We start from the raw sequence: 20540 nt of genomic DNA, 5'->3' as shown, positions 1-20540 counted from the left end.
GCAGGATGCGGGACGCTTCGCCCGACGAAACCGTGGCGATCGCGCGCAGCCACCCACTGGCGCTTGAGCTTACCCACCCGGTCAACGACGCCAACCAGATTCAAATGCAGTACATCCACGACCTCAAGGTCGAGAACGGGCCTGGGATGCACGGCGTGCAGCTGCGCTACGTCTACGCCTTCCAGGGAATCGGATCATGACACCAGGAGAATATCGATGATTGCGCTGCAAGCCAGATCACGGGCGTCGCGGGTGGGACGATGGGCGCTGTGCGCCGCCTTGGTCAGCGCCACGGGCCTAGCCTGGGCCGACCTGCCCATAGAAGAGCTGAAGGGCGGCACCCGCTTGCCCCCGGCCAACGCGCACCGGCTTTACGTCGTGGACGTGGCCTTCAACCATATGGTCGACAGCCGGATCCACGTCTACGACGGTGACACCGGCAAATTCCTCGGCCTGGTGCCCACATCGCTCAACGGCCACATGACGGTATCGGCCAACGGCCAGGACATCTACGTCATGACGTCCTATTACGAGCGGCTCAATCGCGGCAAGCGCACCGACGTCATCGAAGCGTGGGACGCCGAAACGTTGACCCCGAAGTACGAAGTGCCGATTCCGAACAAGCGGGCGCAAGCGCTGAACTATCGCAACTATCTGCGCCAGACCACGGACGGTGAACTGCTGTTGGCGCAGAACGCCACGCCGGCCACGTCAGTCACCGTGGTCGATCTGAAAACGCGTCAGTTCACCGACGAAATCACGGCGACGGCGGGGTGCTGGAGCGTCATCCCGTTGCCGTCCCGCCCGCGCAGCTTCACCACCCTCTGCGGTGATGGCGCGCTGCTAACCATCGACCTGGACGCCGCGGGCAAGCCCGCCGCCCAGCAGCGCAGCAAGCCGATGTTCGACGTGGAAAAAGACCCCGTCTTCACGCACACCGAGAACCTGGGCGACACCTTCTACTTCGTGTCTTTCAACGGCAACGTCTACACCGCCGATTTCAGCGGCAAGGATGTGCAATTTGGCGCGCCATGGTCTTTGCTGGATGCCACCGGCAAAGATCGCGGCTGGCGGCCCGGCGGCTACAACCTGTTGGCCGTCAACCGCGCGTTGAAGCGGCTGTACGTGGGCATGCATCCCAACGGAGCGGAAGGCACGCACAAGAATGCCGCTGCCGAGATCTGGGTCTACGACCTGGAATCCCGCAAGCGCATCGCGCGCGTGCCGGGCAAGGGCGCGGTGTCGATGTCGGTTTCGCAGGACGACCAGCCCCGCCTGTTCACCATCGACGGCAGTAACGTCAGCGTGTTCGACGCCGTGCCGACGGCGCCGGTGTTCAAGACCACCATTCAGGCCGCGGGTGAAACCGCGGTGCAGGTCGAGCCGCAACCCGTCCGGAGCACGCCATGAATGATCCCGTGCTGTTCTACGGCGCCAGCGCCGCGCTGGCATGCGTGCTGCTGTTGGGCGCGCTTGAAAAGATCAAGGACCTGACGGCGTTCACAGCGGCCGTATCCGGTTACGACCTGCTGCCGGCCGGCCTTGTGGGCGTGTTTGCACGAGCCTACGTGCTTGCCGAGATCGCGGCGGGCGCGTTGCTGCTGATCCCGGGGCGCCAGCCGCTTGGCGCCGCGCTGGCCTTGGGCGTGCTGGCCGTGGCAACCCTGGCGCTGGCGATCAACCTGGCGCGCGGGCACCGGGATATCGATTGCGGATGTTCGGGGCCGGTTGCCAAGGCGCCGGGTGCGCCGCATGGCGGCCTGACAGGGTGGCTGGTGCTGCGCAACGGCGCGCTGGCGCTATGGACGCTGCCGGCGCTGGCATCGCTGTCGGGCCATGCGCGCGGCCTGCAATGGGCGGACGCCGCCGCCGTGTTCGGCCTGGCGATGACCGCCGTGGGCCTGTACTTCACCGCCAATCACCTATTGGCCTCGCATCTCAAGCTACGGAACCTTTGAAGGAGTTTCATATGGATGCCTTGATCATTTCCAATTTCCTGTTGTGGGGCGTGGTGCTGTGCCTGGTGCTGGTCATCCTGGCCCTGTCGCGCCAGATCGGCGTGCTGTATGAACGCGTGGCGCCGATGGGGGCGCTGACGATGGACAAGGGCCCCGCCGTGGGCGAGCCCGCGCCGCACTTTGCCTTGCCCGATCTGCTGGGCCGCCGCATCACCATCGGTGAACGCGGCCAACACAGCCAGCTGCTGTTCTTTCTGTCGCCCACCTGCCCGGTGTGCAAGAAGCTGTTGCCCATCCTGAAATCGGTGGCCGCCACGGAAAACGCGTGGTTGCGCATCGTTCTGGCCAGCGATGGCGAGATGCCCGAGCATCTTGCGTTCTACAAGCAGGCTGGCCTGGAAAGATTCCCCTACGTGCTGTCCACCGAACTGGGCATGAAGTTTCAGATCAGCAAGCTGCCTTACGCGGTGCTGCTCGATGAAACCGGCACCCTGCGCGCCAAGGGGCTGATCAACTCCCGCGAGCAACTTGAAAGCCTGTTCACGGCCAAGGAACTTGGCGTGGCGTCGGTACAGGAATTCCTGGCCGCTGGCACGCTGGACGAACCCCAGATTTCCCGCAAGGAGAGCCGCAATGCACTGGCTGGATAAATTGGGAGAGCGCGCCACGCGCTCGGTCGCGCACGCCACGTCGCGGCGCAGCGTGTTGAATCGCATCGGCAAGCTGCTGGTCGGCACCGCGTTTCTGGTGCCGGTGCTGCCGGTGGCCCGCTCGGCGCCTGCCGCCGCGAAGAAGCCGCAAACCGACGACACGGCTTGCGACTACTGGCGCTATTGCGCGGTGGACGGGTTTTTATGTTCGTGCTGCGGCGGCAGCATGACATCGTGCCCGCCCGGCACCTCGCCGTCCGCCGTGTCGTGGGTGGGCACCTGCCATAACCCGCTGGACGGCAAGGACTATCTGATCAGCTACAACGACTGCTGCGGCAAGACGGCTTGCGGCAAGTGCATGTGCGCGGCCGCCGAGCGCGAGCGCCCGGGCTATCAGATGTTCCTGCACAACGACGTGAACTGGTGCATGTCGAATGAGTCCTCGATCTTTCACTGCACAACGTCGGTGATCGTGGGCATGGCCAAACCGCAGCCGAAGGCGCCGGCCAAACCATGAGGCAGGGCGGCAACGCGCGCATGCGACGGCGGTGCTTGGCAACAGCCCTCGCCCTGCTCTTGGCGGGGCAGGCGGCGGCCCAGGGCGATACCGCCCCGACAGACCGCCTGCGGCAGGCCGCCAGGGCCGACTACGTCCTGCAATGCGCGGGTTGCCATCGCGGGGATGGTCGCGGCAGCAACCCGCACGGCATTCCCGATTTTCGGCAGTCGGTGGGAGCATTCGTGCACTTGCCCGCCGGACGTGAATATCTGGTTCGGGTGCCGGGCGCCGCGCACTCGCAGCTGAGTCATGCCGAGCTTGCCGACGTGCTGAATTGGGTGCTGACCGAATTCAGCCCGGCCCAGTTGCCGGCGGATTTTGTTCCCTATGACGAAGCGGAAGTGGCCGCGGCCCGGCCGCGCCGTTATGACGATGTGGTGCCCGTTCGGCATGAATTGGCCAAGGCGTTGGCGGCAATGGGCTTCACCTTGTCTGATTATTCTTACGGTAATGACAGAAAGCCCTAGTCCGGACAATTTTTAGGGGTTGTCACCGATACTCGCCCGCCAGGCGTGGTGCTAGAAAGAGGCAGCATCCATCCACCGAACGCTGTAGCTGTGCCACGGGGCTAGCCGATCCAGGCACAAAAGGCACGCCGTTTCCAGACGCCGGAGTCGCCATGTCATCGTCCTTGTTGCGCAGCACGCCCAGCCATTTTCTGGATTGCGCCAGCTGGCAGGAAAGCATCAGCAGCACCTTCGTACCGTTGGAAGTATCGGCGGTATCTTCCGCACGCTTTCGCAATAGCGTGGCGGTGGATTCGCTGGGTTGGATGCACGTTAGCGAATTGCGCAGCAGCGCGCAGCGCGTGCGCCGCAGCAAGCTGCTGGCGGGCCAGTCCGAGCAGGCGGGCTACAAAGTCACGCTGCAACTGTCGGGCCGCAGCGAAATTCGCCAATCCAGTCGCAGCGCCTTGCTGACGCCGGGCGAATGGAGCATCTACGACACGACGCGTCCCTACGAGGTTGACGTTGACGAGGGTGCGCATTTCCTGGTGATGCAGGTGCCGGGCAAGCATGCCGAGACCTGGCAGCCGCACATGCACAACGCGGTGGCGCGCAGCTTCAGCGCACGGCAAGGCTGCGGCCGCATGGCGATGGATCTGCTGCGGGTGGCGCTGAACGAACACGCCCATCTGTCAGAAAGCGCCGCGCGCGACGCCGCCAACGCGGTGCTGCAAATGATGGGGTTGGATATCAGCGAGCGGACGGGAGGGCAGCTCGAACAAGACCAGATAGGGGTCAAGCAGGCGCAATTGCGGCGCGTGCAGCAGCACATCATGGAAAATCTGCACGATCCGAATCTGTCGCCGGCCTCGACCGCGGCGGTGTTTCGGATGTCGCGCCGCTATCTGTACAACCTGTTTGCGCTGGCATCGACGACGCCGGCCGAATTCATTCTTGGCACCCGGCTGCAACGCAGCCGCGACGTGCTGCGCGATGCCACGCAGTCGGCGCGGCAGATCGGTGATATCGCGTATCGCTTGGGATTTTCAGATGCGGCGCGCTTCAGTCACGCTTTCCGCAAGCGGTTCGGCGCGTCGCCGTCAGAATATCGGCGGCAAGGGCGTTGACGGGCTGAGCCGACGGTAGAAGGCAGGGTCCGACAGCGCAAGTGTCGGCCGGTATTTACAGCTGCTCTTCGTTGATCAGGTCTTCTTTGCCGTAGAACTTCACGCCGATGTGAATGCGGTCGCGACCTTGCGCGCGGCGATGGCGGTTGGTGTCGCGCAGCGAATACACGCAGCCGCAATATTCCTGCTGATAGAAGTTTTCGCGCTTGCTGATTTCGATCATGCGGGCCGAACCGCCGCCTTTGCGCCAGTTGTAGGTCCAGTAAATCAGATCGTCGTAGCGGGCGGCGGCGCGTTCGCCGCAGCCGTTGATCTGGTTCATGTCTTTCCAGCGCGAAATGCCCAACGAGCTGGTGATGGTGTCAAAGCCGTGCTCGTGCGCGTACAGGGCAGTGCGTTCAAAGCGCATGTCGAAGCAGGCGGTGCAGCGTTCGCCGCGCTCGGGGGCGTCTTCCATGCCCTTGACGCGGTCGAACCAGTTGTCCATGTCGTAGTCGGCGTCGATGAATTCGATGCCGTGCTGCTCGGCAAAGCGGATGTTTTCCTGCTTGCGGATCTCGTACTCTTTTACCGGATGAATGTTCGGGTTATAGAAGTAGATCGCGTAGTCGATGCCGGAAGCCGTCATGGCTTCCATGACCTCGCCAGAACAGGGCGCGCAGCACGAGTGCATCAGCACTTTGCTCCGGCCGGCGGGAAGGTCAAGCTTGGGGCGGACGAGTTCGGACATGGCGTGCAAGGAAAAAAGACGAAAAACGCCTTATTTTACCGCGAGTCGCCGCGCCCGGGCCGGCGCTTGGGCGGTGACCCGGGCCACCACTCGGCCCAAGGTCACGTGTCACCCAAGCTGTGCCCCAAGCTGTGACCCCGGCTGCGGCCCCATCACCGAATCCCACAGCTCGCGCACCGCCGTGCGTTCGTCCACCAGCTGATCCGGGCCCACCCGCGCCTTTTCCACGCCCTGCATGCGCAGCTGATGCTGCACGCGGCGCAAGGTGCGGTAGGCGTCGGCGGCGCGTGCCGCGAGCTCGGGCGCGATCAGCCCGGCTTCGCCCGCCAGGCGCAACAGCGTGATGTTGCCCAGGTTCTTCACAAACACGGGGTGCGTGCCCGCATAGCAAAGCACCAGGTACTGCGTCACGAATTCCACGTCGACCATCCCGCCGCGGTCGTGTTTCAAATCAAACTGCTGGCTGGTGTTGGGATGGCCGGCGTTGATCTTTTCGCGCATGGCCAGCACTTCGTTGCGCAGGGCGGCGGGGTCGCGCGGCTGCACCAGGATCGCTTCGCGGATGGCTTCGAAACGGGCGCCCACGTTGGTATCCCCAGCCGCAAAGCGCGCGCGGGTCAGCGCCTGGTGTTCCCAGGCCCAGGCATGCTTGTGCTGGTATTGCTCGAACGCTTCCACGGATACGGCCAGCAGCCCGGCGTCGCCATCGGGCCGCAAGCGCAGGTCCACTTCATACAGCCGGCCCGACGAAGTCATCGTCGACAGCCACGACGTCATGCGACGGCCCAGCTTGGCGTAGACCTCGGCGGCGTCCTCGCGCGCATCGTCGAACAGAAACACCAGGTCCAGGTCGGACGCGTAGCCCAGTTCCTTGCCGCCCAGCTTGCCGTACGCGATGACGGCGAATCGGGGCGGCTCGCCTTCCAGCTTGTTCACCAGCGGCCAGGCGCGGCGAATGGTCTCAGTCAGCAGCAAGTCGGCCAGCGCCGACAATTGGTCGGCCAGCTTTTCAACCGTGAGTTCGCCTTCCAGATCCTGCGCCAGCAGCTGGAAGCTGGCCTGGCGCTGTACGTCGCGCATCAGGTTCATCTGACGCTCGATGTCCGGCGAGCCATCGGGCAGTCGGCAAGCATCCAGGTCGGCGGTCAACTGCCGCGCGATCTGCGCGAAGTCCAGCGGTTGGAACAAGGTGCGCCAGTCGATCAGGCTGTCCAGCAGCAAGGGGTGCTGCGTCAGATACTGCGCGGCCCACGGGCTGGCCGCCACCATGCGCGCCACGCGCGCCAGGGTGTCGGGGTATTCGGCCAACAGCGCCAGGTAGGCGCTGCGTTGGGCAATTTTCTCGATCAGGTCAAACAGGCGGACAGCGGCGTTCAAGGGCGCCGGAGTCTGCCGCGCGGCGCGCAGCGCGGCGGGCAGCAGGGCTTCCATGCGGCGGCGGCTGCTTTCGGGCAGGCTGCGTACGCGATGGCTGCCCAACAGGGTCTCGGTACGCCGCAACAGGTCTTGGGCCTCGTCGCCGAAAGCCTGGCGGATCTGCTCGGCCAATTCGCATTCGTTGTCGGGCTCTTCGGCGTCGTCGGAGGCGTCGCCCGACGCGCCGGTGTCCTCGGCATCGCCCATGCCGACCATGCGGAACACGTTGCGGAACGTTTGCGAGACGAATTTGCGGTGCGCGGCCAGCGTGCTTTCAAAATCGTCATGGCTCATGCCCAGCGCAGCGGCCAGCGCGGCTCGCTGTTCGGCGTCGCCGGGCAACAGATGCGTCTGTTCGTCTTCGCGATACTGCAAGGCGTGTTCGGTGCGGCGCAGGTAGCGATAGGCCTCTTCAAGGCGGCGCGCGTCGTCCTCCGGCACCAGCCCGGCCACGCGCTCGGCGTGCAGCGCTTCCAGAAGGCCGCGTTTTTGCAGGGCGGGCATGCGACCGCCGCGTATCAGTTGTGCCAACTGCACCACGAATTCGATCTCGCGGATGCCGCCGTCACCCAACTTGATATTGTTGGCGCTGTCGATGCCGTTGCGCGCCATGGCGCGACGTTGCCAGTCTTGGCGGATACGTTCGCGCAGCGCGCGCAGCGCGGCCAGCGCATCAAAGTCAAAATACTTGCGATAGACGAATGGCACGCGCAGGCTTTCCAACTGGCGGGCCTGGGCGGCGCTGTCGCTGCCTTCAAACGCCTGGGCGGGCATGAGGCGCGCCTTCAACCAGGCATAACGTTCCCATTCGCGGCCCTGGCCGATCAGATAGTGCTCCAGCGCGTCCAGACTCCAGGCCAGCGGGCCGGCGTCGCCGTCGGGTCGCAGGCGCAGGTCCGTGCGAAATACCTGGCCGTTCGCATCCACTTCCGAAATCACCGGCATCATGCGCCGGGTGAGCCTACCGTAGAACTCGTGGTGGCTGATGCGGCGCGGGCCGTCGGTTTCGCCTTCTTCGCCATACAGCATGATCAGGTCGATGTCCGAGGACACGTTCAGCTCGCACCCGCCCAGCTTGCCCATGCCGACGATCAGCATTTCCTGGGGCTTGCCGGTGGCCGGGTCGCGCGGCACCCCGTGCACGGCCGCCAGGTCGGTGGCCACGCTGCGGTAGGCTTGCGCCACCGCGATGTCCGCCAGTGTGGTCATTGCGCCGACCACTTCTTCCAGATCGGCCTGGCCGGACAAGTCCCGCACGATCAATACGCTGAATACGCGTTCGCGTAATTTGCGCAGCACCATGCGGCAGGTGTCCACGGGCAGGATGTCCGGCGCGTCGGGGCCCGCCAGTTCGGCCTGCCATTGCGCCATGCGAGCGGCCGTGACGGGCTGCTGCACGGCCTCTGCAAGCCAGGCGGCCAGGTCGGGATGGGCGTCCAGTCGGCGGCGCAAATGACCGGACCAGGCAAGGGCGGGGGCAAGCAAAGAGGGCGAGGACATGGCGTGGAGGCGGCAGACGAATGGACGCGTTTCAGGTATAAGTGGGGACGATACCGCAAGACATATTCTCCTGCCCACCGATCCGTGTCTGTTTCAAAAAAAGCCCCCGTGCCGCGCACGCGTAGCGTGCTCTGCTGCCTGTTCTGGGCCGCGCTGATCATCTATGGCGTGGTGGCGGTCGGCTTTCTGAGCGTGCGCTATTGGGTATTGCCCCGTGTGGGCGAATGGCGTCCACAGATCGAAGCGTACGCCAGCGAAGCACTGGGTGCGCGCGTCACCATCGGAGACATCAAGGCCGAGTGGCAGGGCCTGAACCCCCGGCTGGACCTGACCTCGGTTCAAGTCGTGGACGACAGCGCCACGCCAGTTCTGTCCCTGCCTTCCGTATCCGCCGTGCTGGCGTGGCGCAGCGTGCTGACTTTGTCGCCCCGCCTGGTGCGCTTGCAGGTGCGCAAGCCTGAATTGACCCTGCGCCGCGATCCCGATAATCATCTGTGGGTGGCTGGCCAGAACATCGATCTGAATGCCAGCGACCATCGGTCCGACCTGGACCACCCCGCACTGCGCTGGCTGGTGCGCCAGCGCGAATTGGCCATCAATGACGCGACCATCATCTGGCAAGACGATTTACGCCGCGCGCCCGCGCTGCCGTTGACCGGCGTTGACTTCGTCATGCGCAACGGCAGCCTGTCGCATCGCTTCGTGCTGCGCGCCTCGGCCGGTGATGCGTTGGCGCGCAAGGTCGAACTGCGTGGCGAATTCAATCGCAGCCTGTTCGCGGCGAATTCGGCCAATCCCGCCAACTGGAGCGGCCAGCTTTATACAGAGCTTGATGACGTCGAACCGCAAGCGTGGGCGCCGTGGGTACCGGCCCCCGTCATCTCGGGACGCATCGCCGCCCGTGCGTGGCTGCAACTGGAACGCGGCAAGTTCACTGACCTGACGACCGACGTGGCGGTACGCGGCGTGGACTGGGTGGCCGCCACGGACGGTACGGCGGTACGCGGCGCATCGGCGCAATTTCGTTTGCAGGGGCTGCCCGGGGACTTTTTCCAAGTAGAAGGGGTGCCGTTGGCGCGTAGCCCGGGGGCAGCCGATGTATCGCTGAAGGGCGCGGCGCAGCACCTGCAAGTGACGCTTCCGGGCGTGTTCCAGGAGCCGACCCTGATCGCGCGTGAATTGGCCGTGGATGCGCAGGTGAAAGGGCCGGATGCCAAGAACTGGTTTGTCGATGTGGCCCGATTGCACGTGGTGAACGACGATCTGGACGTGCGCTTGCAGGGCCAGTGGAAGCGCGAAGGCAAGACGGCGGCGGGCAGCGTCGACATGCGCGGCACGATGGTGCGTGGCGCCATGTCGGCCATCCATCGTTACCTGCCGCTAGAAGTCAACGCCGACGCTCGCGAATGGCTGGCGGGGGGCTTGCCCGCAGGCGAAATGCGGTCGGCCTCCATCTTGCTCAAGGGCGATCTGGACGATTTTCCATTCGCCGCGCCGAACGCCGTGGGCGAATTCGTCATCGCCGGCGCGTACGCCGGCGCCAAGGTCGATTACGCGCCGCCCGGTCAGCGACGCAAGGGCTGGCCCATGTTGGAGAACCTGTCCGGCAATTTCCGTATCGACAAGGTCAGCCTGACGCTGGATAGCGCCGGGGGCGCCACTGCGAGCACCGGGCCGGGGCAGACGCTGAATATGGGGGCGGTGACAGCCACGATCCCCAACATGGACCAGGGCGCGGAATTGTTGCTCAACGGCGAGACGTACGGTCCGGTGTCGGCCTATCTGGCGATGGCGGCCAATTCCCCGCTTGGCGGGTTGCTGGACGGAGCGCTGGACGAGGCGCGCGGCACCGGCGACTGGCGGGTGCCGCTGAAACTTAAGGTGCCGTTGTTGAACACCGAAGACACGCAGGTGCAGGGTCACATCCTGTTCGCGGACAACAGCTTTACCTTCATGCCGGAAATGCCCTTGCTCAAGGAGATGCACGGCGATCTGGAATTCTCTGAAAAAGGGGTGCAGACCAAAGAGCTGCGCGCGCAGTTCCTGGGCGGGCCCGTAAAGATTTTCGGCACCCTGGCGCAGAACTCGGACGCACTTCAGTTTGAAGGGACCCTGACGGCGGGCGGATTGACGCAACTGGGCAATATGCCCTCGATGTCGCGCTTTTCGGGCAAGACGGCCTACAAGGGGCGGCTGGGCTACCAGAAGGGCGGGTCGGTCGAGATCTCGATGGAATCGAATCTTTCGGGCATGGCCATCGACATGCCGGCGCCGGTGGGCAAAGCGGCTTCGTCATCGCAATTACTGAAATTGCAGTGGGGCGCGGCCCAGGACCGCGGCACGAAAGACCGCCGCTGGCTGACGGCCAGCCTGGGCGAAAACGTCAACGCGCTGTTCGAGCGTGACCCGGCCGACGCGTCTCCGTCTTACTTTGCCCGCGGCGCGTTGGGCATTGGCCGGCCCGCCAGCCTGCCGGACCGCGGAATGAGCCTGAACGCCAGCCTGCCCGAACTGGACATGGACGGCTGGGAAGCCGTAGTGAATGGCTTCGATACGCCGTCGGGCAAAAGCGGCGCCAAAAAAGCCGCTGCGAAGCCGGTCTTTCCGCCGCCCGAACGCATCAGCCTTGCCACCGGCATGTTGCGCGCCAGCGGCTACACGCTTAATGACCTGACGCTGTATGCCATGCGTCCCGGGCCGTCTCAATGGCGGGTGGACATCCAGTCGCGCCAGGCTACCGGGTCATTGGAATGGCAGGAGGCTTCGGGCGCGATTGCGGGCCAGATCAAGGCGCGGATGAAGCACCTGGCGTTCGGTGGCGAGGGCGACTCCAACGAAGCCGATAAGGCCCTGGCGTCAGGCAACGATTTATCCGATATTCCCGCCATCGACCTGCAAGCCAAGGAGTTCTTTCTATATGGCAAGAACGTGGGCGAGCTTCAGGTGGTGGGCACGAACCTGGAACGCGGGCGCCAGTGGCGGCTGGACAAACTGACGATCACCAACGATGCCGCCAATCTGAACGCCACCGGCACGTGGCGGCTGGAAGGGCCGGATCGCGGCTTGAGCGTGGACGCCAACGCCAACTTCGTGGACCTGGGCAAGTTCATGAACCGCATCGGCTTCGAGAACGTCGTCTCCGCTGGCTCGGGCACGGCGCAGGGCAAGGCAACCTGGCGCAATCTGCCGTGGACGCACAACGTGGCGGACGTGTCGGGCGAGGTCGATATCAGCCTGGACAAGGGCCGATTCATGCATGTGAACTCTCGTACGGCGCGGCTGTTGGAGCTGTTGTCGCTGCAATCGCTGCAACGGCTGGCGCGGTTGGACATCAACCCGACCAACCTGCTGCGCGACGGATTTCCGTTCGATACCATCCGGGGCCGCGTGAAGATGGCCGATGGGAAAATGTCCACCGAAGGCTATAAGATCAACGGGCCCGTGGCGGCAATTGTCCTGGCGGGCGGCGTCAACATCATCAGCGAACGCTGGGACTTGAAGGCGGTGGTCATCCCCAATCTGGACGCCAGCGGGGCCGCCATGGTGACGGCACTGGCCGTGAACCCACTGATTGGCCTGGGCGCTTTTGTCACGCAATGGCTGCTGAAGCAACCCCTGGCGCGCGCGATGACGATGGAATATTCCGTGACGGGTAATTGGGACGATCCGCAGATCGAGCCCATCGAGGCGTCGGGCAAGTCGGGCGATAAGTCGGGCGATAAGTCAGGCGATAAGCCGGCAGATAAGCCGGCAGACAAGCAGACGCCGCGTCCCTTCACGGCCCCCGCGCGTGGCGCCATGCCGGAATTCATCGAGCATTAGAGCCGGGCCAGGTAACCAGGCCCATAAAAAAACCGCCTGTATGCAATGCAGGCGGTTTTTCTTTGACGCGAGGCGTCGGCTTACCGAACGTCGGCTTACCGAACGTGGGCTTACTTCTTCTTCATCATGTCGAAGAATTCGGCGTTGGTCTTGGTGGCGCGCATCTTGTCCAGGATGAATTCCATGGATTGCACTTCGTCCATGTCGTGGATGAACTTGCGCAGCACCCACACCTTTTGCAGCAGGTCGGGGGCAATCAGCAGTTCTTCGCGGCGCGTGCCCGACTTGTTCAGGTTGATGGACGGGTAGACGCGCTTTTCAGCCAGACGACGTTCAAGGTGGACTTCGGAGTTACCCGTGCCCTTGAATTCTTCGTAGATGACTTCGTCCATGCGGCTGCCGGTTTCGATCAGCGCCGTACCCAGGATGGTCAGCGAACCGCCTTCTTCCAGGTTACGGGCCGCGCCGAAGAAGCGCTTGGGGCGTTGCAGGGCGTTGGCGTCCACACCGCCGGTCAGCACCTTGCCGGAGGCCGGCACAACGGTGTTGTAGGCGCGGGCCAGACGGGTGATCGAGTCCAGCAGGATCACGACGTCTTTCTTCATTTCGACCAGGCGCTTGGCCTTTTCGATGACCATTTCAGCCACTTGCACGTGGCGCGTGGCGGGTTCGTCGAAGGTCGACGCCACCACTTCGCCGCGCACCGTGCGCTGCATTTCGGTCACTTCTTCCGGGCGCTCGTCCACCAGCAGGACGATCATGACGGCGTCGGGGTAGTTGGTGGTGATGGCATGCGCGATGTGCTGCATCATCACCGTCTTGCCGGACTTCGGGCTGGCGACGATCAAACCGCGCTGGCCCATGCCGATCGGGGCGAACACATCCAGGATGCGGCCCGTCAGGTTTTCTTCGCTCTTGATGTCCCGTTCCAGGCGCATCGTGCGGTTCGGGTGCAGCGGCGTCAGGTTCTCGAACATGATGCGATGCTTGATCGCTTCGGGCGCCACGCCGTTGACCTTGTCCACCTTGACCAGCGCAAAGTAGCGTTCGCCGTCTTTCGGCGTGCGCACTTCACCTTCGATGGAATCGCCGGTGTGCAGGTTGAAACGGCGGATCTGCGAGGGCGAGATGTAGATGTCGTCCGTGCTGGCCAGATACGAGGTCTCGGGCGAGCGCAGGAAACCGAAGCCGTCAGGCAGGACTTCCAGAACGCCGTCGCCGAAGATCTGCTCGCCTTGCTTGGCGCGCCGTTTCATGATGGCGAACATCAATTCCTGCTTGCGCAGGCGGTTGGCGTTCTCGATTTCCAGGCCAGCGGCCATTTCGAGCAGCTGCGAAACGTGCAGCGCCTTCAGTTCGTTGAGGTGCATCGCGGTGAATGTGGGGGAAAAGTAAAGGAGGGTTCTGGCGGCGCGCCACGGACGGGCTCGCGCGGTATTGAATGAGCGCCGCCTCCAGGGCGGCGCCTTCGTTCACAGCACGCGGTTTACAACGCGCCGTCCAGGAATGCGGTGAGTTGCGACTTCGACAGCGCGCCAACTTTGGTGGCGGCGGCTTGGCCGTCTTTAAAGAGCATAAGGGTGGGGATGCCACGGATGCCGTACTTGGTGGCGGTGCCCTGGTTTTCGTCCACGTTCAGCTTCGCGATCGTCAGGCGACCTGCGTACTCGGTGGCGACTTCTTCCAGGATCGGGGCAATCATCTTGCAGGGGCCACACCAGGCAGCCCAGTAGTCCACCAGCACCGGCTGGCCGGATTTCAACACATCGGCATCGAAGCTTGCGTCACTGACGTTCTTGATTTGGTCGCTCATGATGGTGATTCTCGGTTCGGCAGCAAAAGGCGCGTAAAAAGGGACGCGCCTTGCCGTTGTTCTTGTATGTGGAATGGGCTAAAGCATACCACTGTCAATAACAACAGGCATACCACTGTTAATAACAACAGGGTTTGCTGGTTTTGTGTAGGATGTTGCGGCGCAGTCGTTTGCGATTCGGGCCATCAAGCCCTGACGCGCCGGCTGTGACTGTCATCATCCTACCGAATTCGGAGTTGGTCAGGTCGTGCGCAACCCACCGGGAGCCGCGCAGAATCTAGGCTTATCCGTAAAATGTCGGTTTTTTTCCACAGATGTTGGGGATAACTTGGCCACTCCACGTTACACCGAGGCGTCCATTCGCGTCCTGAAGGGGCTGGAGCCCGTGCGCCAGCGCCCGGGCATGTACACCCGCACCGAAAACCCCCTGCACGTTGTGCAGGAGGTCATAGATAACGCCGCAGACGAGGCCTTGGCCGGCTACGGCAAACAGATACAGGTCACGCTGCACAGTGATGGCAGCGTGTCAGTCGAGGATGACGGCCGGGGCATCCCCGTCGGCCTGCATCCCGAAGAAGGCGCGCCCGTCGTCGAATTGGTCTTCACCCGCCTGCACGCGGGCGGCAAGTTCGACAAGGCGGGCGGCGGCGCCTATGCCTTTTCGGGCGGCCTGCACGGGGTGGGCGTTTCCGTCACCAACGCGCTGGCGACCCGGCTTGAAGTCGTGGTCTGGCGCGACGGCGCGGTCAACCGGCTGGTGTTCAAGGGCGGCGACGTTGCCGAACCCCTGGCGCCGTACGACCAGGGCGGCCGCAAGAAGTCGGGCACCCGCGTGCGCGTCTGGCCCGACGCCAAGTACTTTGACAGCCCCAATATTCCGCTGGGCGAACTGACGCACCTGCTGCGCAGCAAGGCCGTGCTGCTACCCGGCGTGAAAGTCACGCTGGTCAACGAGAAAAGCGGCGACACCAAGACGTGGCAATACCAGGATGGCTTGCGCGGCTACCTGGCCGAAGCGCTGACCGGCGCCGAACTGATGGTGCCGTTCTTCGAAGGCCAGCAGTACGCCGGGGCCGACCACGAGAACTTCGCCGAAGGCGAGGGCGCCCAATGGGTCGTGGCCTGGACCGAAGACGGCAACGCCGTGCGCGAGTCCTACGTCAACCTGATCCCGACGCCGGCCGGCGGCACGCACGAATCCGGCCTTCGCGAAGGCCTGTTCGGCGCCGTGAAGGGCTTTGCCGAATTGCACAGCCTGTTGCCCAAGGGCGTGAAGCTGCTGCCCGAAGACGTGTTCGCCCGCGCCAGCTTTGTCTTGTCGGCCAAAGTGCTGGACCCGCAGTTCCAAGGCCAGATCAAGGAACGGCTGAATAGCCGCGATGCTGTGCGTCTGGTGGGCGGCTTTGCCAAGAGCGCGCTGGATCTCTGGCTGCACAGCAACGTCGAATACGGCAAGAAGCTGGCCGAACTGGCAATTCGCCAGGCGCAGGCGCGCCAGCGCTCGGCCCAAAAGGTCGAAAAGCGCAAGAGCTCCGGTGTGGCCGTGCTACCCGGCAAGCTGACCGATTGCGAATCCAGCGATGCCAGCCGCACCGAAGTATTCCTGGTCGAGGGCGACTCCGCGGGCGGGTCCGCCAAGATGGGGCGCGACAAGGAATTCCAGGCCATCCTGCCGCTGCGCGGCAAGGTGCTCAATTCCTGGGAAGTGGACCGCGACCGGCTTTTTGCCAATAACGAAATCCACGACATTTCGGTGGCGATCGGCGTAGACCCCCACGGCCCCAACGACACGCCGGACCTGTCCGGCCTGCGTTATGGCCGCATCTGCATCCTGTCGGACGCAGACGTCGACGGCTCGCATATCCAGGTCTTGCTGCTGACGCTTTTCTACAAGCACTTTCCGAAGCTGGTCGAAGCCGGCAACGTGTTCGTGGCCAAGCCGCCTCTGTTCCGGCTGGATGTGCCCGCGCAGGGCAAGCGCCCGGCCCGCAAGATCTACTGTCTGGACGAAGGCGAGCTTGAAGCCGCGCAAGACAAGCTGCGCAAGGAAGGCGTGCGCGAAGGCGCCTGGTCCGTCAGCCGCTTCAAGGGCCTGGGCGAAATGAACCCGGAACAACTGTGGGAAACCACCATGAATCCGGACACGCGCCGCCTGCTGCCCGTGGGCTACGGCGATCAAACCCCCGAAGACACCACCCGCATGTTCGACATGCTGATGGGCAAGGGTGAATCCTCGCAGCGCCGCGCCTGGATCGAGGAAAAGGGCAACCTGGCAGAGCTGGACATCTGATGACGTCCACCTTGCCCGACCCCGCTTCCGACTCCGCCCGCATGATCGTCGACATGACGGCTGACGACTACGCCGAGTTCGCCGCCTATGTATACCGGCGGCCCGAACTGCGCCGGCGTCGGTATCGTTCGCACCTGCGCTTTGGCGTGCTGATGATCGTGGCGCTTTTTGCCTACCTGGTCTGGCAGACCTGGGACGGCAAGGGGCCCAACTGGTCGCAGATGCTGCCCGTGTATTTCGAAGGGCTGGCGGTCGGCCTGGGCATTTTGGTGCTGTTGGCGCTGGCGTATGAATTCGTCCTGCCGCCGCTGGTCCGGATGAACACGCGCCGCATGCTCAAGAAGCAGCCCGACGACCTTTTCCTGGGACGTCACCAGCTGGACTTTGGCCCCGACGGCATTCTAGATACCACCGGCAGCGCTTCCGGCCGGATGGAATGGTCGGATATCCGCCGCGTCGAGGAAACGCCGCAGCACCTGTACGTCATTCTGGGCACCTTGCAAGGCGTGATCATTCCCAAGCGCGGCCAGGACGCCGCCACGCTGGCAGCGGTGCGCGCCCAACTGCGCGCGCATGTCGCCGACACCCAGCTGGCCCCCTCCGCGTAAGGGCGCATTGACGCCGTTTCGATGAAATTGTCTACCTGAATAACCATGACCGACAGCAATCAACCCGGCCTGTTCGACCCCACCCCGCCCGATGGCGACGGCGATGCCAATGCCGCCATCACGCTGGCGCGCTACGCGGAGCAGGCTTATCTGGACTACGCGGTGTCCGTGGTGCGCGGCCGCGCCTTGCCCGACGTGGGCGACGGGCAAAAGCCCGTGCAACGCCGCATCCTGTTCGCCATGCAGGCGATGGGGCTGGCCGCCGGCGCCAAGCCGGTGAAGTCCGCGCGCGTGGTGGGCGACGTGCTGGGTAAGTACCACCCGCACGGCGACCAGGCGGCCTATGACGCCATGGTGCGCATGGCGCAGGACTTCTCGCTGCGTTATCCGCTGATCGACGGCCAGGGCAACTTCGGTTCGCGCGACGGCGACAACGCCGCCGCCATGCGATACACCGAGGCGCGCCTGACGCCAATCGCCAAGCTGCTGCTTGATGAGCTGGATGAAGGCACGGTCGACTTCGTGCCGAACTACGACGGCAGCCAGCAAGAACCGCAGATGCTGCCCGCGCGGCTGCCCATGATGCTGCTGAACGGCGCATCCGGCATTGCCGTGGGCATGGCCACCGAGGTGCCGCCGCACAACCTGCGCGAAGTGGCGCAGGCCTGCGTGGCGCTGATCAAGCATCCGCAATTGCCGGACGCCGAATTGCACGCCATGATTCCCGGCCCCGACTTTGCCGGTGGCGGCCAGATCATCACGCCGGCCGCCGATATCGCGCAGATCTACGGCGCGGGCCGGGGGTCCCTGAAGGTGCGTGCGCGCTGGCAGTTCGAAGAAATGGCGCGCGGCCAATGGCAACTGGTCATCACCGAATTGCCCCCGGGCACCTCGGGCCAGAAGGTGCTGGAAGAGATCGAGGAAATCACCAATCCCAAGGTCAAGTCCGGCAAGAAGAGCCTGACGCCCGAGCAGACCCAGGCCAAGGCCGTGATGCTGAACCTGCTGGACGCCGTGCGTGACGAGTCCGGCAAGGATGCGGCGGTGCGTCTGGTCTTCGAACCCAAGACCTCGCGCGTGGACCGTGACGAATTCGTCAACACGCTGCTGGCGCAGACCAGCATGGAAAGCAGCTCGTCGATCAACCTGGTGTGTATCGGCACGGACGGCCGGCCGCGCCAGAAGGGCCTGCGCGACATCCTGGTCGAATGGGTGGCGTTCCGCACCAACACCGTGGTGCGCCGCACGCGTTTCCGCCTGGACAAGGTCACCGACCGCATCCACGTGCTGGAAGGCCGCATGCTGGTCTACCTGAACGTGGACGAAGTCATCCAGACGATCCGCGAATCCGACGAGCCGCGCGCGGCGCTGATGGAACGCTTCAAGCTGTCCGAGCGCCAGGCCGAAGACATTCTGGAAATGCGCTTGCGCCAGCTGGCTCGCCTTGAAGGTTTCAAGATCGAGCAGGAACTGGCCGACAAGCGCAAGGACCAGATTTCGTTGCAGGAACTGCTGGACAATCCGACGACGCTCAAGCGCCTGCTGATCAAGGAAATCGAGGCCGACGCCAAGCAGTATGGCGACGACCGCCGCACGCTGATCGAAACGGCCGAACGCGCCGTGCTCGAAACCAAGGTGCTGGACGAACCGGTGACGGTGATCGTGTCGCAAAAGGGTTGGCTGCGTGCACGTCAGGGCCACGGCCACGATGCCGCGCAGTTCACCTTCAAGCAGGGCGACGACCTGTACGGCGCCTTCGAATGCCGCACCACCGATACGCTGATCGCCATGGGCGACAACGGTCGGGTGTATTCGGTGCCGGTCGCGGGCTTGCCCTCGGCGCGGGGTGACGGCCAGCCGGTCACGACGATGATCGATCTGGAATCCGGCACGCGCATCGTGCACACGATCGCGGCCGCGCCCGAATCGCGTTGGCTGTTGGCTACGCGCGGCGGCTATGGCTTTGCGGCCAAGCTGTCCGACATGGTCAGCCGCCAGCGCGCCGGCAAGCAGTTCATCACGCTGGAAACCGGCGATGAAATGCTGCGTCCGGTGCCCTTGTTCGACGGCGCCACGCAACTGGCGCTGCTGTCGGCCAAGGGCAAGTTCCTGGTGTTTGGGCTGGACGAATGCAAGTCCTTGTCGGGCGGGGGCCGTGGCACCATCCTGATGGGCCTGGACGCGTCCGACAAGCTGGACCAGACCGTGCCGATTGGCGCTCGCGGCCTGCGCGCCACGGGCATCTATCGCAACAAGCTGACCGAAGACATCCTGGTGGGTGACGCGCTGGCGCCGTATGTGGGCAAGCGCGCGCGCAAGGGCCGTCAGCTGGACGTGCGTCCCAAGCAGCCGGTCTTGTCGCCCGTGCTGGGGTAAGGCCACAGGCCATGCCCGGGCGCGCGCCCATGACTCACGCCGCCGCGCATGCCATGCCCGCCAGCCGCCTGGCGCACGTGGATGCGCTGCGCGGCTTTGCGCTTTTCGGCATCCTGGTCGTGAACATCGGCGTTTTCTCGTCGCCGTTCTACGGCGCGGGCATGGCCGATCCGACCTACTCCCGCCCGCTGGACTTGGTGGTGCGCTGGCTGATTGCCTGCCTGTTCGAAACCAAGTTTTACCTGCTGTTTTCCTTTCTGTTCGGCTACAGCTTCACGTTGCAGATGGCGGCGGCTGAACGCAGCCAGGCGGCCTTCGCCCCGCGCTTTGTGCGTCGACTGGCAGGACTGGCCGTGCTGGGCGCACTGCACGCCGTGCTGTTCTACCAAGGCGACATCCTGCTGACCTACGCCTTGTTAGGCCTGGGCTTGCTGGCGTGCCGCCGGATCGCACCCCGGCATGCGCTGCACACCGCGCTGTGGCTGATCGTGCTGGCCGCAACGGCGTGGGGGGTGCTGGGCCTGCTCAGTTTCCTGGACCCCGTGCCCGCCGGCTACGAGGCGCAGTACTGGGCCGACGCGCTGGCGTCCATCGAGGCGTATCGCGGCACGATTGGCACAACCATCTCGCAGCACATCAAGGAATTGACGACCTCGGTGTGGTTCATGGTGTTGTTCGTGCAAGGGCCGTTCGTCTTCGCGATGTTCCTCGCCGGTTACGCGCTGGGCCGGCGCCAAGCGCTGGCCGACCCGTGGCGGCAACCACGCGCGCTGTGGCTGCTTTGCGCGTTCGGCTTGCTGCCCGGCCTGGCGGGGTCGGCGTTGTATGCGACCTCGTCCCTGCCGTTTGCCGGTGCCGCCTGGGAATTGCCCGGGCTGGCGGTGGACTTGCTGACGGCGCCGCTGTTAAGCATGTCGTACGCCGCCGCGTTTCTGCTGGCGTTCCGTACCCGCGCGTTGGGCGGTTTGGCGGCGTGGCTGGCGCCGGCAGGGCGGATGGCGTTAAGCAACTACCTGATGCAGTCGGTCATTTGCGCGTTCCTGTTCACCGGCTGGGGGCTGCGCCTGTTTGCGTCGGTGTCGCCGCTGGCAACCGTGGGCATCGCGGTCGCCATATTCGCCGCGCAGCTGCCGTGGTCCGCATGGTGGTTAAAGCATCACGCATACGGCCCCGTAGAGTGGTTTTTGCGCGCGCTGACCATCGGGGCGTTGCCGCCTTGGCGGCGCGCGCGAGCGGGCTGATCGG

General features: G+C 64.4%; 16 protein-coding genes. 12 read left to right on the top strand and 4 right to left on the bottom strand.

Translation table 11 applies throughout. The features are described 5' to 3' along the window. Positions 1-5: 5 nt before the first annotated feature. The 7 genes from YH64_RS09820 (at position 6) to YH64_RS09790 (ending at position 4740) form a co-directional block, all read left to right on the top strand. On the top strand, positions 6-200 hold the full coding sequence (locus YH64_RS09820) for a hypothetical protein (protein WP_046803723.1): 195 nt from the start codon (positions 6-8) through the stop codon (positions 198-200). A gap of 16 nt (positions 201-216) precedes the next feature. Then, a complete protein-coding gene (locus YH64_RS09815) occupies positions 217-1410 on the top strand; it encodes an amine dehydrogenase large subunit (RefSeq protein WP_046803722.1) in 1194 nt (397 codons plus the stop codon). Further along, the gene (locus tag YH64_RS09810; protein WP_046803721.1) at positions 1407-1958 is read left to right on the top strand and encodes a MauE/DoxX family redox-associated membrane protein; all 552 of its coding nucleotides are present in this window, start codon (positions 1407-1409) and stop codon (positions 1956-1958) included. Before YH64_RS09815 ends, YH64_RS09810 begins: the two co-directional genes overlap by 4 nt. Positions 1959-1969: 11 nt before the next feature. Then, positions 1970-2608, top strand: a complete 639-nt coding sequence (gene mauD / locus YH64_RS09805; RefSeq protein ID WP_046803720.1) for a methylamine dehydrogenase accessory protein MauD — start codon at positions 1970-1972, stop codon at positions 2606-2608. Then, positions 2592-3125: a methylamine dehydrogenase light chain gene (locus YH64_RS09800; protein WP_046803719.1), complete on the top strand. Its 534-nt coding sequence runs from the start codon at positions 2592-2594 to the stop codon at positions 3123-3125. Before mauD ends, YH64_RS09800 begins: the two co-directional genes overlap by 17 nt. Before the next feature lie 35 nt (positions 3126-3160). After that, positions 3161-3634 carry a cytochrome c gene (locus YH64_RS09795; RefSeq protein WP_255444265.1) on the top strand — a complete coding sequence of 158 codons (474 nt, stop codon included), beginning with the start codon at positions 3161-3163 and terminating at the stop codon, positions 3632-3634. Positions 3635-3786: 152 nt separating this feature from the next. Next, positions 3787-4740, top strand: coding sequence for a helix-turn-helix domain-containing protein (locus YH64_RS09790; RefSeq protein ID WP_046803717.1), 954 nt, complete (start codon positions 3787-3789; stop codon positions 4738-4740). A gap of 55 nt (positions 4741-4795) precedes the next feature. Here the strand turns inward: YH64_RS09790 and YH64_RS09785 are convergent, their stop codons facing one another. After that, positions 4796-5470 (bottom strand): epoxyqueuosine reductase QueH, encoded by a 675-nt coding sequence (locus YH64_RS09785; RefSeq protein WP_006218530.1) that lies wholly within the window; start codon positions 5468-5470, stop codon positions 4796-4798. 108 nt (positions 5471-5578) lie between these two features. Further along, complete coding sequence (gene glnE / locus YH64_RS09780) at positions 5579-8386, bottom strand: bifunctional [glutamate--ammonia ligase]-adenylyl-L-tyrosine phosphorylase/[glutamate--ammonia-ligase] adenylyltransferase (protein WP_046803716.1); 2808 nt, start codon at positions 8384-8386, stop codon at positions 5579-5581. A gap of 108 nt (positions 8387-8494) precedes the next feature. Here glnE and YH64_RS09775 point away from each other — a divergent pair, with 108 nt between their 5' ends. Next, positions 8495-12208, top strand: coding sequence for a YhdP family protein (locus YH64_RS09775; RefSeq protein WP_304503170.1), 3714 nt, complete (start codon positions 8495-8497; stop codon positions 12206-12208). Positions 12209-12318: 110 nt separating this feature from the next. Here the strand turns inward: YH64_RS09775 and rho are convergent, their stop codons facing one another. Continuing rightward, positions 12319-13578 (bottom strand): transcription termination factor Rho, encoded by a 1260-nt coding sequence (rho, locus tag YH64_RS09770; RefSeq protein WP_006218533.1) that lies wholly within the window; start codon positions 13576-13578, stop codon positions 12319-12321. 116 nt (positions 13579-13694) lie between these two features. Continuing rightward, positions 13695-14021: a thioredoxin TrxA gene (gene trxA, locus YH64_RS09765; protein WP_006218534.1), complete on the bottom strand. Its 327-nt coding sequence runs from the start codon at positions 14019-14021 to the stop codon at positions 13695-13697. A 328-nt stretch (positions 14022-14349) separates the two neighbouring features. Here trxA and parE point away from each other — a divergent pair, with 328 nt between their 5' ends. From parE to YH64_RS09745, 4 genes are read left to right on the top strand one after another with little or no spacing between them, the layout of a single operon-like run. Beyond that, complete coding sequence (parE, locus tag YH64_RS09760) at positions 14350-16311, top strand: DNA topoisomerase IV subunit B (protein WP_046803714.1); 1962 nt, start codon at positions 14350-14352, stop codon at positions 16309-16311. Further along, entirely contained in the window at positions 16311-16919 is a 609-nt protein-coding gene (locus YH64_RS09755; protein WP_046803713.1) for a YcxB family protein, read from the top strand. The genes parE and YH64_RS09755 overlap by 1 nt, the downstream gene beginning before the upstream one ends. A gap of 45 nt (positions 16920-16964) precedes the next feature. Then, positions 16965-19295 carry a DNA topoisomerase IV subunit A gene (parC, locus tag YH64_RS09750; RefSeq protein WP_046803712.1) on the top strand — a complete coding sequence of 777 codons (2331 nt, stop codon included), beginning with the start codon at positions 16965-16967 and terminating at the stop codon, positions 19293-19295. Between the two features lie 29 nt (positions 19296-19324). After that, positions 19325-20536: a DUF418 domain-containing protein gene (locus tag YH64_RS09745; protein ID WP_046803759.1), complete on the top strand. Its 1212-nt coding sequence runs from the start codon at positions 19325-19327 to the stop codon at positions 20534-20536. The last annotated feature ends 4 nt before the right edge of the window (positions 20537-20540 follow it).

Source organism: Achromobacter sp. LC458 (genome assembly GCF_001005835.2).
GTDB lineage: Bacteria > Pseudomonadota > Gammaproteobacteria > Burkholderiales > Burkholderiaceae_B > Achromobacter > Achromobacter spanius_B.
The sequence above is the reverse complement of the archived record's forward strand: the minus strand, read 5'-3'. Positions and strand labels throughout refer to the sequence as shown.

Coding starts and splice junctions, on each gene's coding strand:
- YH64_RS09820 (WP_046803723.1), top strand. CDS start 6: ATGCGGGACGCTTCGCCCGACGAAACCGTGGCGATCGCGCGCAGCCAC.
- YH64_RS09815 (WP_046803722.1), top strand. CDS start 217: ATGATTGCGCTGCAAGCCAGATCACGGGCGTCGCGGGTGGGACGATGG.
- YH64_RS09810 (WP_046803721.1), top strand. CDS start 1,407: ATGAATGATCCCGTGCTGTTCTACGGCGCCAGCGCCGCGCTGGCATGC.
- mauD (WP_046803720.1), top strand. CDS start 1,970: ATGGATGCCTTGATCATTTCCAATTTCCTGTTGTGGGGCGTGGTGCTG.
- YH64_RS09800 (WP_046803719.1), top strand. CDS start 2,592: ATGCACTGGCTGGATAAATTGGGAGAGCGCGCCACGCGCTCGGTCGCG.
- YH64_RS09790 (WP_046803717.1), top strand. CDS start 3,787: ATGTCATCGTCCTTGTTGCGCAGCACGCCCAGCCATTTTCTGGATTGC.
- YH64_RS09785 (WP_006218530.1), bottom strand. CDS start 5,470: ATGTCCGAACTCGTCCGCCCCAAGCTTGACCTTCCCGCCGGCCGGAGC.
- glnE (WP_046803716.1), bottom strand. CDS start 8,386: ATGTCCTCGCCCTCTTTGCTTGCCCCCGCCCTTGCCTGGTCCGGTCAT.
- rho (WP_006218533.1), bottom strand. CDS start 13,578: ATGCACCTCAACGAACTGAAGGCGCTGCACGTTTCGCAGCTGCTCGAA.
- trxA (WP_006218534.1), bottom strand. CDS start 14,021: ATGAGCGACCAAATCAAGAACGTCAGTGACGCAAGCTTCGATGCCGAT.
- YH64_RS09755 (WP_046803713.1), top strand. CDS start 16,311: ATGACGTCCACCTTGCCCGACCCCGCTTCCGACTCCGCCCGCATGATC.
- parC (WP_046803712.1), top strand. CDS start 16,965: ATGACCGACAGCAATCAACCCGGCCTGTTCGACCCCACCCCGCCCGAT.
- YH64_RS09745 (WP_046803759.1), top strand. CDS start 19,325: ATGACTCACGCCGCCGCGCATGCCATGCCCGCCAGCCGCCTGGCGCAC.